This window comes from Kitasatospora sp. NBC_01302 (assembly GCF_035976515.1).
In the GTDB taxonomy this organism is placed as follows: Bacteria; Actinomycetota; Actinomycetes; order Streptomycetales; family Streptomycetaceae; genus Kitasatospora.
Genome location: NZ_CP108404.1, coordinates 6,744,536 through 6,759,099, shown reverse-complemented (window position 1 = coordinate 6,759,099; position 14,564 = coordinate 6,744,536). Strand labels below are relative to the sequence as shown.

The window sequence follows — 14,564 nt, the reverse complement described above, 5'->3', positions numbered from 1 at the left end:
ACCGTTCACCGGATGGACACCGGCAGCCGCTCCAGCAGTTCCACCGCGGCGGCCACCGACGCCGGGCTCGCGGGCAGCAGCGGCAGACGCACCGCCGCGCTCGGGATCCGCCCCTGGGCGTGCAGCACCCCCTTGACCACCACCGGGTTGGGCTCGGCGAAGAGCGCCGCCGAGAGCCCGGCCAGCCGGTGGCCCGATTCCCGTGCCCGCGCCGCGTCCCCGGCCGCCCACGCCTCGGTCAGCTCGACGAAGTGCCGGGTGGCCAGATGCGCCGAGGCGAGGATCCCGCCGCTCGCGCCGAGCGCCAGCATCGGCGACAGGAAGGTGTCGTCGCCGGGCAGCACCGCGAAGCCGGGCGGCGGGTCGGCCAGCAGCGCCACGGCCGGCGCGTCCAGCGCGCCGGTGGCGTACTTCACACCCACGATGCCGGGCAGCCGGGCGATCGCGCCGAGCGTCCGGGCGTCCAGCTGCTGGCCGGTGCGATAGGGGATGTGATAGACGATCAGCGGCACCGGGCTGTGCGCCGCGAGGTGCTCGAAGTGCGCCAGCACGCCCGCCGGGCCGGGGCGCACGAAGGCCGGCACGGTGGTCAGCGCGGCGACCACCTCGCGGCGGCCGCCCAGCTCGGCCAGGGCCGCCAGGCACTGCCGGGTCCCGCCACCGCCCGCGCCGACCACCAGCGGCACCCGGCGCCGGTCGGCGACGCGGGCGCAGACGTCCAGGACGGCGGCCCGCTCGGCCGGGTCCAGCGCGGCGGGCTCGCCGGTGGTGCCGAGCGCGACCAGCCCGGCCGCCCCCTCGTCCAGCACCTCGTGCGCCAGTGCCTCCAGCGCGTCCAGCGCGACCGTGTCGTCGTCGGTGAACGGGGTGATCAGCGGGACGAAGATCCCGCGCAGTTCGTGATCCATGCCTTGAGCCTGCGGCCCGGCCACTGTGCGGGTCCAGTTCGCTTTTCCACCGCAAACCGTAAGCTGTGCTGATGCTCGACGTCCGCCGCCTGCGGCTGCTGCGGGAACTGGCCCACCGCGGCACCATCGCCGCCGTCGCCGAGGCGCTGGCCTTCAGCCCCTCGGCCGTCTCCCAGCAGCTCACCGCACTGGAGCGGGAGGCCGGGGTGGCGCTGCTGGAGCGCACCGGGCGGCGGGTCGCGCTGACCCCCGCCGCGCACGGCCTGGTCCGGCACGCCGAGACGGTGCTGGCGGTGCTGGAGGCGGCCTCGGCCGAGCTGGCCGGGGCCCGCCGCGGTCCGGCCGGTCCGCTGCGGATCGGCACCTTCCCCTCCGCCGCCCGGGTGGTGATCCCGCCGGCCCTGGTGCTGCTCGCCGAGCGCTGGCCGGAGCTGGAGCCGATGGTCGCCGAGGTCGACCCGGCGGGCGTGGCCGACCTGCTGCGCGCCGGCGAGTTGGACGTCGCCCTGGTGCACGACTACGACTTCGTCCCCGCGCCCGCCGAACCCGGCATCGCGAGCGAGCCGCTCTTCGCCGAGGCGATGTACCTGGCCACCGCAGAACCTGGCGCCGGACCGGCCGACGGCACCCCGGACGACGGCACGCTGGCCGCCCACGCCGAGGGCTCGTGGATCCTCGCCACCCACGGCACCCTCTGCCACGCGATGGCGATCCGGGCCTGCCAGGCGGCCGGCTTCACGCCACGGATCCGGCACCGCGTCGACGACTTCGACACCGTGCTCGCCCTGGTCGCCGCCGGCCAGGGGGTGGCGCTGGTCCCGGAGCTGGGCCTGCTGGCCCCGCCGCCGGCCGTGCGGCTGCACCGGCTGCCGATGTCGCGGCGCACCACCGTCGCCTTCCGCCACGGCGCGGGCGGCCACCCGGCCGTCGCGGCCTTCGGGGCGGCGGTCCGTGCGACGCTCCCGGTAATTCTCCGTAACAGTTGATCCCCAAGCCTTCCTAAAGGAATGTCAGGCCCGCTAGACATCTGGGGGTAAGCCACCACGAGACGAGCGGGCAGATGACCAACGAACCCCCCGGCTACGGCTATCCGTCGGACCAGAACCCGTACGGCCAGCCGCCGCAGCCCGGCCAGCAGAACCCCTACGGCCAGCAGCCCCCGGCACAGCCCGGCTACGGCGTCCCGCAGGGCCCGTACGACCCGCAGCCACAGCAGCCCGGCTACGGCACCCCGCCCCCCGGCGACTACGGCCAGCAGCCCGGCTACGGCTACCCGCCCCCGCCGCCCGGCGGCTACCAGCAGCCGGGCCAGCTGCCGCCGTGGCTCGGCCCGACGAACCCCTACGGCCCGCCGCCGCCCGGCACCCGCACCCTGGCCGGCCCCGGCGACCGCTTCCTGGCGCGCCTGATCGACGTCGGCGTGCTGCTGATCCCGTTCCTGCTGGTGGAGGCCGTGCTCGGCTTCGGCAGCATCGTGTCCGACATCGTCGTCGCCCTGCTCGTCTTCGTCTACGAGGGCGCGATGATGCTCAGCCAGCAGCAGCAGAGCGTCGGCAAGAAGGTCATGAAGCTGCGGGTCGTCTCCGCGGCCCACGGCGGGCGCCCCAGCGACAACGAGCTCTGGGCCCGCTCCGCCGTCTACGGCCTGCCCCAGGCCGTCATCTGCATCGGCACGCTGTTCGCCCTGGTCAACGTGCTCTCGCTGCTCTGGGACAAGCCGCTGCAGCAGTGCTTCCACGACAAGGCCGGGAAGACCGTGGTGGTCAAGGAGGGCTGAGTCAAGGCGAGTTGAAACTCCTCGGCCGGGCCCGGTAGGGTCCGGCCGAGGTGCTTTGCGGCCCCGCGGGCGACCGGCACCACAGCGACACCGGTCACCGCGAGTGGCGTCGGGGACCAGGGTGGCGGCGCGTTAGGGTGGAAGGCCCCCAGCCGCAGACCTCACGCTTAGGAGCCGTCCCTCGTGGCCGACAGCTTCGTTCACCTGCATGTCCATACCGAGTACTCCATGCTCGACGGGGCGGCCAAGAACGGCAAGCTGGTAGCCGAGGCCGCGCGACAGGGCATGCCGGCCATCGCCATGAGCGACCACGGCAACATGTTCGGCGCCTACGAGTTCTTCCACAAGGCGACCCCGGACAGCGGCGTCAAGCCGATCATCGGCATCGAGGCCTACGTCGCCCCCGGCTCGCGCTTCGAGAAGAAGCCGGTCTTCTGGTCGCCCGGCGGCCAGCGCCCGGCCAGCTCGGACGGTGAGGGCGGCAAGGACGTCTCCGGCGGTGGCCGTTACACCCACATGACCATGTGGGCACAGAACGCCACCGGTCTGCGCAACCTCTTCAAGCTCTCCTCGCTCGCGTCGATGGAGGGCTACTACATGAAGCCCCGCATGGACCGCGAGCTGATCGCCGCCAACGCCACGGGCATCATCGCCACCACCGGCTGCCCCTCCGGCGAGATCCAGACCCGGCTGCGCCTGGGCCAGTACGACGAGGCGGTCAAGGCTGCCGACGCCTACCAGCAGATCTTCGGCAAGGAGAACTACTTCCTGGAGCTGATGGACCACGGCCTGTCCATCGAGCAGGACGTCCGGGCGGACCTGCTGCGCCTGGCCAAGCAGCTGAACATCCCGCTGCTGGCCACCAACGACTCGCACTACGTCACCGCCGACCAGGCCGACGCCCACGACAGCCTGCTCTGCGTCGGCGTGGGCAAGAACAAGGACGACCCGAACCGGTTCAAGTTCCAGGGCACCGGCTACTACGTCAAGACCGCCGAGGAGATGCGCGCGCTCTTCAGCGAGCTGCCCGAGGCCTGCGACAACACCCTGGCGATCGCCGAGCGGGTGGAGTCGTACGCGGAGGTCTTCAACTACGTCGACCGGATGCCGCAGTTCGACGTCCCCGAGGGCGAGACCCAGGCCTCCTACCTGCGCAAGAAGATCAGCGCCGGCCTGCAGCACCGCTACGGCGACAACCCGAGCCAGGAGGTGCTGGACCGGATCGAGCTGGAGATGGGCGTCATCACCCCGATGGGGTTCGACGCCTACTTCCTCGTGGTCGCCGACATCTGCCAGTACGGGCGCGACAACGGCATCCCGGTCGGCCCGGGCCGTGGCTCGGCGGCAGGCTCGATGGTCGCCTACCTCACCGGCATCACCCAGCTGGACCCGCTGGAGCACGACCTCCTCTTCGAGCGCTTCCTGAACCCCGAGCGCATCAACCCCCCGGACGTCGACATCGACTTCGACGACCGCCAGCGCGACCAGATGGTGCGCTACGTCACCGACAAGTACGGCGAGGCGTACACCGCCCAGGTGAACACCTTCGGCACCATCAAGGCCAAGGCCGCCGTCAAGGACGCCAACCGGATCCTCGGCTACCCCTTCGCGATGGGCGACCGGATCACCAAGGCGATGCCGCCGGACGTGATGGGCAAGGGCGTCCCGCTCGCCGACCTGTTCAACGAGAAGCACCCGCGCTACAACGAGGGCACCGAGATCCGCTCGCTGTACGCCAACGAGCCGGACGTCAAGAAGATCATCGACACCGGTCTCGGCATCGAGGGCCTGATCCGCGGCACCGGCGTGCACGCCGCCGCCGTCATCCTCTCCTCGACCCCGCTGCTCGAACTGATCCCGCTGCACAAGCGGGACAAGGACGGCGTGATCATCACCGGCTTCGACTACCCGTCGTGCGAAGCCATGGGTCTGATCAAGATGGACTTCCTGGGTCTGCGGAACCTGGGCATCATCGACCACTGCATCAAGATCGTGAAGTCCAACCGCGGCATCGACGTCGACATCGAGAAGATCCCGATCGACGACCCGACCACCTACGAGCTGCTGGCCCGCGGCGACACGCTGGGCGTCTTCCAGCTCGATGGCGGCCCGATGCGCGCACTGCTCAAGCTGATGAAGCCCACCGAGTTCGCCGACATCTCCGCCGTCTCGGCGCTGTACCGCCCCGGCCCGATGGGCATGAACTCGCACACCAACTACGCGCTGCGCAAGAACGGCCAGCAGGAGATCATCCCGATCCACCCGGAGCTGGAGGAGCCGCTCAAGGAGGTCCTCGGCCCCACCTACGGCCTGATCGTCTACCAGGAGCAGGTGCAGCGAGCCGCGCAGGTGCTGGCCGGCTACAGCCTCGGACAGGCCGACCTGCTCCGCCGCGCGATGGGCAAGAAGAAGAAGGAGGTCCTCGAGAAGGAGTTCGTCCCGTTCCACGCCGGCTGCAAGGAGCGCGGCTACTCCGACGAGGCCATCCAGGCGGTCTGGGACGTGCTGGTCCCGTTCGCCGGCTACGCGTTCAACAAATCGCACTCGGCCGCCTACGGCCTGGTCTCGTACCAGACCGCCTACCTCAAGGCGAACTACCCCGCCGAGTACATGGCCGCCCTGCTCACCTCGGTGGCCGACGACAAGGACAAGATGGCCGTCTACCTGGCCGAGTGCCGGTCGATGGGCATCAAGATCCTCTCCCCCGACGTCAACGAGTCCGTGGTCGACTTCACCGCCGTCGGCTCCGACGTCCGCTTCGGCCTCAAGGCCGTGCGCAACGTCGGCGTCCCGGTCATCGAGTCGATGATCAAGACCCGCAAGGAGAAGGGCAAGTTCTCCTCCTTCGCCGACTTCCTGGACAAGGTCGAACTGGTCGCCTGCAACAAGCGCACCGTCGACTCGCTGATCAAGTCCGGCGCCTTCGACTCGCTGAACCACACCCGCCAGTCGCTCTGCGCGGTGCACGAGCAGGCCATCGACGCCGTCACCGGGGTCAAGAAGCAGCAGGCGATCGGCCAGGACGACCTGTTCGGCGCCCTCGACACCGGTTCCGACACGCCCACCATCGGCCTGGACTTCGAGCTCACCGACCGCGAGTGGCCGCGCCGCCAGCTGCTCAGCCTGGAGCGCGAGATGCTCGGCCTCTACGTCTCCAGCCACCCGCTGGACGGCGCCGAGCACATCCTGGCCCGCAACCGCGACGTCTCGATCGCCGAACTGATGGGGTCGGGCCGCACCGAGGGCGAGGTCCGGCTCTCCGGGCTGATCACCGGGGTCGACCGGCGGATCAACAAGGCGGGCAACGCCTGGGCGATCATCACCCTGGCCGACCGCGACGGCTCGGTCGAGGTCCTCTTCTTCCCGGCCACCTACAACCTGATGGCCGACCAGATGATCGAGGACAACGTCATCTCGGTGCGCGGCCGGCTCAACGAACGCGACGGCGCGCTGAGCATCTTCGGCCAGGAGATCATCAGCCTGGACATCTCCGCGGCCGAGCACGGCGGCAAGCCGCCGGTGCAGATCACCGTGCCCTACCCGAAGGTGACGGCCACCATGGTGCGCGAGCTCAAGCTCACGCTCCAGGCGCACCCCGGCGACGTGCCGGTCCGGCTGCTCACCACCAGCCGCCAGCGCGACGTCCTCTACGAGCTCGGCTTCCTGGTCAACCCCGACACCGCCTTCGCCAGCGAGGTCAAGACGCTGCTCGGCCCGGCCGCCTGGAGCGCCTAGCCCTCGGAGCCCAGGGCTCCCGGTGCACGCTAGTCTCAGCGCGCACCGGGAGCCGTGGAGACGCCATGGCCCCGCCGTCCGGAGGGGACACCATGAGTTACGCGCCGCCCGTCGGAGGCTTTCCGACCCCGCAGCGGGCACCGGCCGGAGCCCGCCCGGCGGCACTGCCCGGGCTGGCGGTCCTGATGATCGTCGACGTCCTGCTCGAACTCGCGCTGCTGGGCTTCGACCTCATCAAGCAGGGCGCGGCCTACCTGCCGACCGCGCTCGGCATCAACTACGACCACTTCGTGCGGGACTCCGCGGTCAACTTCGCCGCCACCGACACGGCGTTCGTGGTCGCGCTGGTGGTGCTGATCGTCGGCGCCTTCTCCGGCGCCGGCTGGGTGCGCGGCGCCGGGGTCGCGGTGCTCGGGGTGAGCGCCTACGGCTCGGCGATGGTGGAGATCGCGCAGCTGACCGGGAACCAGTACCTCTCGCACGCCTTCGGCTCGCCGGTCTCCAACCTGCTGCTCAACCTGGACCTCATCCTCCAGGTGATGATCGCCTTGGCCTTCGTCCTCGCGGTGGCGGTCACCCGGCGACCGGCCGGGGCACAGCCGGCCGCGGCGGCGGCACCGGTCGGCTACCCCGCCGCCGGCGGCTACCCGGCCCCGTTCCCCTCGCAGGGCGCCCCCGGCTACGGCGCGCCCGTCGCGCCCCAGCCGGTCGCCGGCTACCAGACGCCGGTGGCCCCGCCCGCCCAGCCGCCCGCGTACGGCTACCCGTCCCAGCCGCCGCAGGCTCCGCCGACGGCCTGACCGCCCGTCAGTCCTGCTACTCGGCGAGCTCGTCCAGCTCGGTCAGGAAGTCGAGCGCGGCGGCCCAGGCGGTCTCGGCCGCCTCGGCGTCGTAGTCGGGCAGCTCGGCGTCGGTGAACAGGTGCCCCGCGCCCCGGTAGCGGTGCACCTCCACCTCGGCGCCGGCCCGGCGCATGCCCAGGTACCAGGTGTTCAGCCAGTCCTCGGTCTCGAACGGGTCGGGCTCGGCCACGTGCAACTGCACCGGGATCCCGGTGGCGGCGTCCTCGCGCAGGTCCGAGGTGCCGTGCAGGAGCAGCAGGCCGAGCGCGTGCTCGTCGGCCAGCGCCAGGTTCTGGGCCAGCCCGCCGCCGAGCGAGAACCCGGCGTAGACCAGCCTGGTCCCGGCGGCGCCGAGCAGCGGGGCGGCGGCGCCGACCGCCCGGCGCAGCAGCTCGTCGTTGCCGAGCTCCTCGCGGTAGGCCATGCCCTCCTCGACGGTGTCGAAGACCTTGCCGTCGTACAGGTCCGGCACGTGCACCTGGTGTCCGGCCGCGCGCAGCCGCTCGGCGGCGGCGTGCACGGCGGGGCGCAGCCCGTAGGCGGAGTGGAGGAGCAGGATCTGGGCCACGGGGGGACTCCGTACATCGTTCGAGGCGGTACCCGCCCATCCTCCCCTACGAGACGATGTCCTTGCGCGCGAACCCCCGGAAGGCCAGCGCCAGCAGCACGGCCGCGTAGGAGAGCGAGAGCGAGACGCCCTGGAGCATCCCGCCCCACTCCAGCTGCGGCTGCAGCGCGTCCGCCCAGGCGTACTGCCAGTGCGCGGGCAGCCACTCGCGCAGCCCGCCGAGCGCGGTGATCGCGTCCAGCACCCCGGTGATGATGCTCAGGAAGACGGCGCCGCCGACCGCGCCGAGCGGGGCGTCGGAGGCGGTGGAGAGGAAGAAGGCGAGCGCGCCCACCACCACCTCGCTCAGGATCACGAACCCCACCGCGATGGCCAGGCGGGGCAGCGCCTCGGCGGCGGGCAGGCTGCCGCCGGCGGGCAGCTTGAGGTCGCCCCAGCCGTAGGCGGCGGTGCCGACGCCGAGGCCGACCAGCGGCAGCAGCACGATGGCGGCGGCCGAGAAGAGCAGCCCGACGGTGAGCTTGCGGGCCAGCAGCCGGGCCCGGGGCACCGGCGCGGCCAGCAGGTAGCGCAGCGAGGACCAGCCGGCCTCGGCGGCCACCGTGTCCCCGCAGAACAGCGCGACCGGGATCACCAGCACGAAGCCGGTGCCCATGAAGAGCAGGGTGGCCGCGAAGTTCGGCCCGGAGGCGGTGGCCAGCGAGACGAAGGTGACCTGGTCGGGCCGGCTCGGGGTGCCGCCGATCTGGAAGGCGGCCAGCACCACGAACGGCAGCGCGAAGAGCACCGCCGCGATCACCAGGGTGCGGCGACGGCGCAGCTGGCGCAGCGCCTCCACCCGCAGCGGCAGGGTGCGCTGGGGGCGGTAGCCGGGCGCCCGGTCCGCCAGGGTGCTGCTCATGCCGGGCCTCCGATCATCGACAGGAACGCGTCCTCCAGGCGGCGGTGCGGACCGGCCCGCTCCACCGGGACGTCGAGGCGGACCAGCTCGGCGACCAGCTGGTGCGCCGTCAGTCCGTCCAGCCGCACCAGCAGCCCGTGCCCGGCGACCTCCGCCGAGCCCACGCCGGGCAGCCCGGCGGCCTTCTCGGCCGCCGCCGCCAGCTCGGCGGCGCCGTACGAGGCGGGGGTGCCGACCAGCAGCAGCTCGCCGCCGCCGATGATCTCCGCCACCGCGCCCGCGCTGACCAGCCGGCCGCGGTCCATCACCACCAGGTGGGTGCAGCTCTGCTCGACCTCGGCGAGCAGGTGGCTGGAGACGATCACGGTGCGTCCGGTGGCCGCGTAACGGATCATCACCTCGCGCATCTCGCGGATCTGCGGCGGGTCGAGCCCGTTGGTCGGCTCGTCCAGGATCAGCAGGTCCGGCAGGCCGAGCATGGCCTGGGCGATCGCCAGGCGCTGGCGCATGCCCTGCGAGTAGGTGCGCACCGCGCGCTCCAGCGCCTCGCCGAGGTCGGCGATCGCCAGCGCCTCGGCCAGGTGCGCGTCCTCGGCGGGGCGCCCGGTGGCCCGCCAGTACAGCTCCAGGTTGGCCCGTCCGCTCAGGTGCGGCAGGAACCCGGCGCCCTCCACGAAGGCACCGACCCGGGAGAGCACCGGGGCGCCGGCGCGCACGGCGTGGCCGAAGATCCTGATCTCGCCCTCGTCCGGGCGGATCAGGCCCATCAGCATCCGCAGCGTGGTGGTCTTGCCGGCGCCGTTGGGCCCGAGCAGGCCCAGCACCTGGCCCGGCTCGACGGTGAAGCCCAGCTCGCGCACGGCGTAGCGGTCGGCGGCACCCTTGTAGCGCTTGCTCAGCCCGGTGATCTGCAGCGGGACCTGGGCCAGCGCCGGGTCCGGCGGCGGCACCGCGCGGCGCCGGCGCACCGTCAGCAGCAGGCCGGCGGCCACCACCAGCGCGAGCAGCGGCAGCTGCCAGACCCGGGCCGGCAGCGGGGCGGCCTCGGTGTGCAGGGCGCTGTCGGTGGGGACGGTCAGCGGACTCACGGCCGCCACCTGGTAGGTGGCGGGGGCGTTCGGCGAGGCGTAGGCCAGGTCGGTGCTGGCGAGCACCAGGCGCATCCGGTGGCCGGCGGCGAAGGAGTGGTCGACGGCGGGCAGGTCGACGGTCACCGTCCGGCCGCCGGGCGCATCCGCGCCGGTGACCCGCAGCGGGGCGGCCAGCTGCTGCGGCAGGGTCTGGCTGCCGTCCGGGGCGACGTCGTAGAGCTTGGCGAAGAGCACCGCGTCCGGCTGGTCGGCCTGCACGGTGACCTTGACGGTGGGGCTGCCGGTCAGCTGGATCCCGTCGGCCAGCGGGGCGGAGTCGAAGGTGGCGGACTGCCCCGGGAAGTCGAGCGAGAGTCCGACGCCGAGTTGGGAGGCCTGGGCGAGCGCCCCGAGGCCCGGCACGGTGGAGATCGCCGGCGGCGCGCCGCCGGGCGGGTTGGCGATGGTCTGCTGACCGCCGGTCAGCTGCACGGCGGTGCTCGCGGTGCCGCCGAGGCCCGGGTAGCGGTCGGCATCGGCGCCGCGCAGCACGGCCTGGAAGCCGGTGGAGTCCACGCCCCCGGTCCGGGTCACCCGGAAGGTCGGCCCGGTGTCGCTGCCCTGGTGCTTCAGGTACTTGTCGAACCAGGCGATCACCCGGTCGTCCACCCGGTCGCTGGTCTCGGTGCCGCCGTCGTGGCCGCCGGCGAACCAGTCGACCGAGACCGGCGCGCCGTTGGCGGCGATCGCCTTGGCCATCGCGTCGCCCTGGTCCAGCGGGAAGAGCGAGTCCTGCTCGCCCTGGACCACCAGGGTGGGCACCTTGATCTGGGAGGCGAACGTCGACGGGCTCGACTTCTCCAGCAGGGCGACGGCCTGGGCGTCGGGCCGGCCCGCGCTGGCCACCCGGTTGTACATCGCGCACAGGTCGGCGGTGAAGCGCCCGCAGCCCACCGGGCCCGGGCTGCTGACCGCGGGCGCGGGCTTGCCGGTGGTGGACGCCGTCAGGTCGCCGGCCGAACCGTCGGTGAAGAAGATGCCGGCCCAGAGCTTCTTGAACACCCCGTCGGCCGCACTGCCGCCCTGGACGTTCTGCGGGAAGAGCGCGTCGGCCAGGTTCCACCAGGTGATCCGGGGAGCGATGGCCTTGATCCGGGGGTCGGCCGCCGCCGCCAGCAACGCGATCGCGCCGCCGTAGGAGGCACCGGTGATGCCGACGACCGGGTCGCCGGGCCTGTCCTTGAGCACCTCGGGCCGCTGGGTCAGCCAGTCCACCAGGTGCTTGACGTCCTGCACCTCGCCGTCCGGCGAGTCCAGGCCGATCTGCCCGGTGGAGTGTCCGAAGCCGCGCGAGGACCAGGTGAGCACCGCGTAGCCGGAGCGGGCCAGCTTGCGCGCCTCGCCCGCCTCGTCGGCCTTGCTGCCGCCGAAGCCGTGGGCGAGCAGCACCGCGGGGCGCGGGCTGCTGCCGGTGGTGAAGAAGGAGGTGTCGATGGAGACCTGCTGGGAGCTGCCCGGCGCCTCGGGCATCGAGAGGAAACGGTCCTCCTGGTGCACCGCGGCCGGGGCGCCCGCCACCGCGGTCGCCGTGCCCAGGCCGGCCAGCACCACCAGCGCCAGCCCCCCGGCCAGCAGCCGACGGCGGGTCGGCTTGCCACGTGCGCGCCAACGCCGCCAGGGGCCAGGGAGGTTCATGGATAGCGATCCTATCCGCGCCGTGTGAAGACCGGTTAAGAACCGGTCGAGCTGCGGCGGTTTGCCCGACTTGTCCGCGTATCGTGTGTGCCGTGCTGCAGCCCCTGCTCACCCTGCTCGCCACCGTCGCCGTCACCCTGGTGGCCGGCTGGCTGGTCGACCAGGCGCTGCAGCGGGTCAGCGCCCGGCACCCCGGGCACCCCCTCTGGTTCCTGCTGCGGCGCTGCCGGATCCCGCTGCAACTGGTGGTGGCCCCCGCCCTGCTGCTGGCCGCCCGCCCCGTCGCCCAGCTGGCCGACCAGGGGGTTCGCCACGCGCTGCTGCTCGTGCTGCTCGCCGCGCTGGGCTGGCTGACCACCCGGGTCATGGCGGCGGTGCTGGCCGCGGTGCAGATCCGCTACGAGTCGGCGGCCGGCGATCCGTCCCGGCTGCCGCGGGTGCGCACCCAGCTCAACATGCTGCGCCGGGCGGTCAGCGCGGTGATCGTGGCCGTCACCGCGGCCGTGATGCTGCTGACCTTCGCCGAGATGCGCACCATCGGCGCCAGCCTGCTCGCCTCGGCCGGCATCATCGGCGTGGTGGCGGGCATCGCGGCGCAGAACACCCTGGGCAACTTCTTCGCCGGCCTGCAGATCGCCTTCGGCGACACCGTCCGGATCGGCGACACCGTGGTGGTGGAGAGCCAGCAGGGCACGGTGGAGGAGATCACCCTCACCTACCTGGTGGTGCGGCTCTGGGACTACCGGCGGCTGATCCTGCCGGTCTCCTACTTCGTCAGCAAGCCATTCGAGAACTGGACCCGCAAGGACCCCGGCCTGCTCGCGGTGGTCCTGCTGCACCTGGACCACACCACCCCGGTCCCGGCGCTGCGCGAGCGACTGCGCGAGACGCTGGCCCGCTCGCCGCTGTGGGACGGCGCCGAGTGGGCGCTGCGGGTCGTCGACACCACCCCGAGCACCATCGTGGTGCGGGCCACCATGACTGCCCGCACCCCGGAGGACACCTTCCTGCTGCGCTGCGAGGTCCGCGAGGACCTGCTCGGCTTCCTGCGCGACGAACATCCGCGGGCACTGCCCCGGGTGCGCACCGACTGACCTCAGAGGTTCGTGAGCTTCTCGCCCTTGAGGTCCTGCAGGGTGTGGTCCACGCAGACTGCCAGGACGATCAGCAGCACGGCGTCCTGCTGGCTCAGCACGTCCACGGCGTAGGCGTCGCGGATGCTGAACCAGCGCCGGGAGATGTGCGCCAGTGTGGTGCCCTCGTGCCGGATGTCGAACTCCCGGTCCCAGACGTTGCCCACTATCTTCAACTGCCGCCCGTCCCGCAGCCGGACCTTGAAGCGGTCGCCGAACAGCTTGAGGAACCGCTTGCTGATCTTGGCCACCACCTCACCCTCGTGCTTGATCAGGATGGTGTGGTGCCAGGTCAGGGCCTTGCGCACGATGGTGGCCACCACCGCGCCCTGGGTGTCCACGAAGTGGAAGGTGCTGCGCAGCCGCAAGAGCTTCTTGTTGACCCGGTAGAGCTTCTCGCGGTGCTCGGTCTCGATCCAGGCCTCCTCGTGGAAGGCGAACATCCGGTCACGGATCAGGTAGCGCATGGGGTCCCCCCGCAGCTGAGTGGTGTGCCGCCCCAGAGCGTAGTGCGAGAAAGGTCAGAAGGCCTTGACCATCGTGCGGTGCGGTATCCCCGCGTCGTCGTAGACCGGCCCCTCGGCGGTGTAGCCCAGGCGCTGGTAGAAGCCGAGCGCCTGGACCTGGGCGTGCAGCTCGCACTCGGTGGCGCCCAGCTCGATCCCGGCCCGCTCGACCGCGCCGACCAGCGCCGCCCCCAGGCCGGTCCCGCGCGCCCGCGCACTGACCGCGAGGCGGCCGAGCAGCACCCGGCCCGCGACGCCGGTCAGCTCCATGGCCGGCTCGCCGCTGATCAGCCGCGCGGTGCCGACCGGCGCGCCGGTCGGGTCGAGCGCGAGCAGGTGGGTCGAGCCGGCGTCCAGCTCGTCGTACTCCAGCTCGGGCGCGATGCCCTGCTCGACCACGAAGACCTCGTGCCGCACGGCCTTGGCGAGCTCGAACTCCCGCTCACTGCCGACCACCCGGATGTCCACCGTCCCGTCCCCCACCGGCTCAGCTCTCATCGGCGATGATCTCCAGCGCCTTGCGCAGGTCCTCGGGGTACTCGCTCTCGAACTGCACCCACTCGCCGTCGGCCGGGTGCTCGAAGCCGAGCGCGACGGCGTGCAGCCACTGGCGGGTCAGCCCCAGGCGCTTGGCGAGCGAGGGGTCGGCGCCGTAGGTCAGGTCGCCCACGCACGGGTGGCGCAGCGCCGACATGTGCACCCGGATCTGGTGGGTGCGGCCGGTCTCCAGCTTGACCGTCAGCAGGGAGGCGGCCCGGTAGGCCTCGATCAGGTCGTAGTGGGTGATCGAGGGCTTGCCCTCGCGGGTCACCGCCCACTTCCAGTCCGAGCTGGGGTGGCGCCCGATCGGAGCGTCGACGGTGCCGCTGAGCGGATCGGGGTGGCCCTGGACCAGGGTGTGGTAGGTCTTCGAGGTGATCCGGTCGTGGAACTGGCGCTTGAGATCGGTGTAGGCGCGCTCCGACTTGGCGACCACCATCAGCCCCGAGGTGCCGACGTCCAGGCGGTGCACGACGCCCTGGCGCTCGGCGGCCCCCGAGGTGGAGATCCGGTAGCCGGCGGCGGCCAGGTGGCCGATCACGGTCGGGCCGGTCCAGCCCGGGCTCGGGTGCGCGGCGACCCCGACCGGCTTGTCGACCAGCACGATGTCCTGGTCGTCATGGACGATCCGCATGCCTTCGACGTGCTGGGCGACGACCTGCACCGGGGCGGCGGGCGCCGGGATCTCGACCTCCAGCCAGCTGCCGGCCATCACCCGGTCGGACTTGCCGGCCGTGGCACCGTCGATCCGGACCTTGCCCTCGGCGGCCAGCTCGGCGGCCTTGGTCCGCGAGAGGCCGAACATGCGGGCGAGGGCGGCGTCGAGACGCTCGCCCTCAAGGCCGTCGGGTACGGGAAGCGTGCGGATCTGCGCTGCGGTGCTCACCCG

The 14,564-nt window shown here is 72.3% G+C and carries 12 protein-coding genes; 5 read left to right on the top strand and 7 right to left on the bottom strand.

The annotated features are described in order from the left end of the window. Positions 1-5 precede the first annotated feature (5 nt). Complete coding sequence (locus OG294_RS29680; RefSeq protein WP_327069617.1) at positions 6-908, bottom strand: dihydrodipicolinate synthase family protein; 903 nt, start codon at positions 906-908, stop codon at positions 6-8. Positions 909-979: 71 nt separating this feature from the next. Here OG294_RS29680 and OG294_RS29675 point away from each other — a divergent pair, with 71 nt between their 5' ends. The 4 genes from OG294_RS29675 (at position 980) to OG294_RS29660 (ending at position 7,220) form a co-directional block, all read left to right on the top strand. Beyond that, complete coding sequence (locus OG294_RS29675) at positions 980-1,894, top strand: LysR family transcriptional regulator (protein WP_327069616.1); 915 nt, start codon at positions 980-982, stop codon at positions 1,892-1,894. Positions 1,895-1,968: 74 nt separating this feature from the next. Further along, positions 1,969-2,685, top strand: a complete 717-nt coding sequence (locus tag OG294_RS29670; protein ID WP_327069615.1) for an RDD family protein — start codon at positions 1,969-1,971, stop codon at positions 2,683-2,685. Between the two features lie 183 nt (positions 2,686-2,868). Continuing rightward, on the top strand, positions 2,869-6,420 hold the full coding sequence (gene dnaE, locus OG294_RS29665; RefSeq protein ID WP_327069614.1) for a DNA polymerase III subunit alpha: 3,552 nt from the start codon (positions 2,869-2,871) through the stop codon (positions 6,418-6,420). 92 nt (positions 6,421-6,512) lie between these two features. Next, a complete protein-coding gene (locus tag OG294_RS29660) occupies positions 6,513-7,220 on the top strand; it encodes a hypothetical protein (protein WP_327069613.1) in 708 nt (235 codons plus the stop codon). Between the two features lie 16 nt (positions 7,221-7,236). Here OG294_RS29660 and OG294_RS29655 read toward each other — a convergent pair whose 3' ends face one another. From OG294_RS29655 to OG294_RS29645, 3 genes are read right to left on the bottom strand one after another with little or no spacing between them, the layout of a single operon-like run. Beyond that, a complete protein-coding gene (locus tag OG294_RS29655) occupies positions 7,237-7,830 on the bottom strand; it encodes a dienelactone hydrolase family protein (RefSeq protein ID WP_327069612.1) in 594 nt (197 codons plus the stop codon). A gap of 46 nt (positions 7,831-7,876) precedes the next feature. Then, positions 7,877-8,731 carry an ABC transporter permease gene (locus tag OG294_RS29650; RefSeq protein WP_327069611.1) on the bottom strand — a complete coding sequence of 285 codons (855 nt, stop codon included), beginning with the start codon at positions 8,729-8,731 and terminating at the stop codon, positions 7,877-7,879. Further along, a complete protein-coding gene (locus OG294_RS29645; protein ID WP_327069610.1) occupies positions 8,728-11,496 on the bottom strand; it encodes an alpha/beta fold hydrolase in 2,769 nt (922 codons plus the stop codon). Before OG294_RS29645 ends, OG294_RS29650 begins: the two co-directional genes overlap by 4 nt. Positions 11,497-11,588: 92 nt before the next feature. Between OG294_RS29645 and OG294_RS29640 the strand changes: the two genes are divergently transcribed. Then, the gene (locus OG294_RS29640; RefSeq protein ID WP_327069609.1) at positions 11,589-12,590 is read left to right on the top strand and encodes a mechanosensitive ion channel family protein; all 1,002 of its coding nucleotides are present in this window, start codon (positions 11,589-11,591) and stop codon (positions 12,588-12,590) included. Between the two features lie 2 nt (positions 12,591-12,592). Here OG294_RS29640 and OG294_RS29635 read toward each other — a convergent pair whose 3' ends face one another. The 3 genes from OG294_RS29635 to OG294_RS29625 are packed head-to-tail and all read right to left on the bottom strand — an operon-like array spanning position 12,593 to position 14,561. Beyond that, positions 12,593-13,096 carry an LURP-one-related/scramblase family protein gene (locus tag OG294_RS29635; RefSeq protein WP_327069608.1) on the bottom strand — a complete coding sequence of 168 codons (504 nt, stop codon included), beginning with the start codon at positions 13,094-13,096 and terminating at the stop codon, positions 12,593-12,595. 54 nt (positions 13,097-13,150) lie between these two features. Continuing rightward, positions 13,151-13,633 (bottom strand): GNAT family N-acetyltransferase, encoded by a 483-nt coding sequence (locus tag OG294_RS29630; RefSeq protein WP_327069607.1) that lies wholly within the window; start codon positions 13,631-13,633, stop codon positions 13,151-13,153. Continuing rightward, the gene (locus OG294_RS29625) at positions 13,623-14,561 is read right to left on the bottom strand and encodes an RluA family pseudouridine synthase (protein WP_327069606.1); all 939 of its coding nucleotides are present in this window, start codon (positions 14,559-14,561) and stop codon (positions 13,623-13,625) included. The genes OG294_RS29630 and OG294_RS29625 overlap by 11 nt, the downstream gene beginning before the upstream one ends. Positions 14,562-14,564 lie beyond the last annotated feature (3 nt).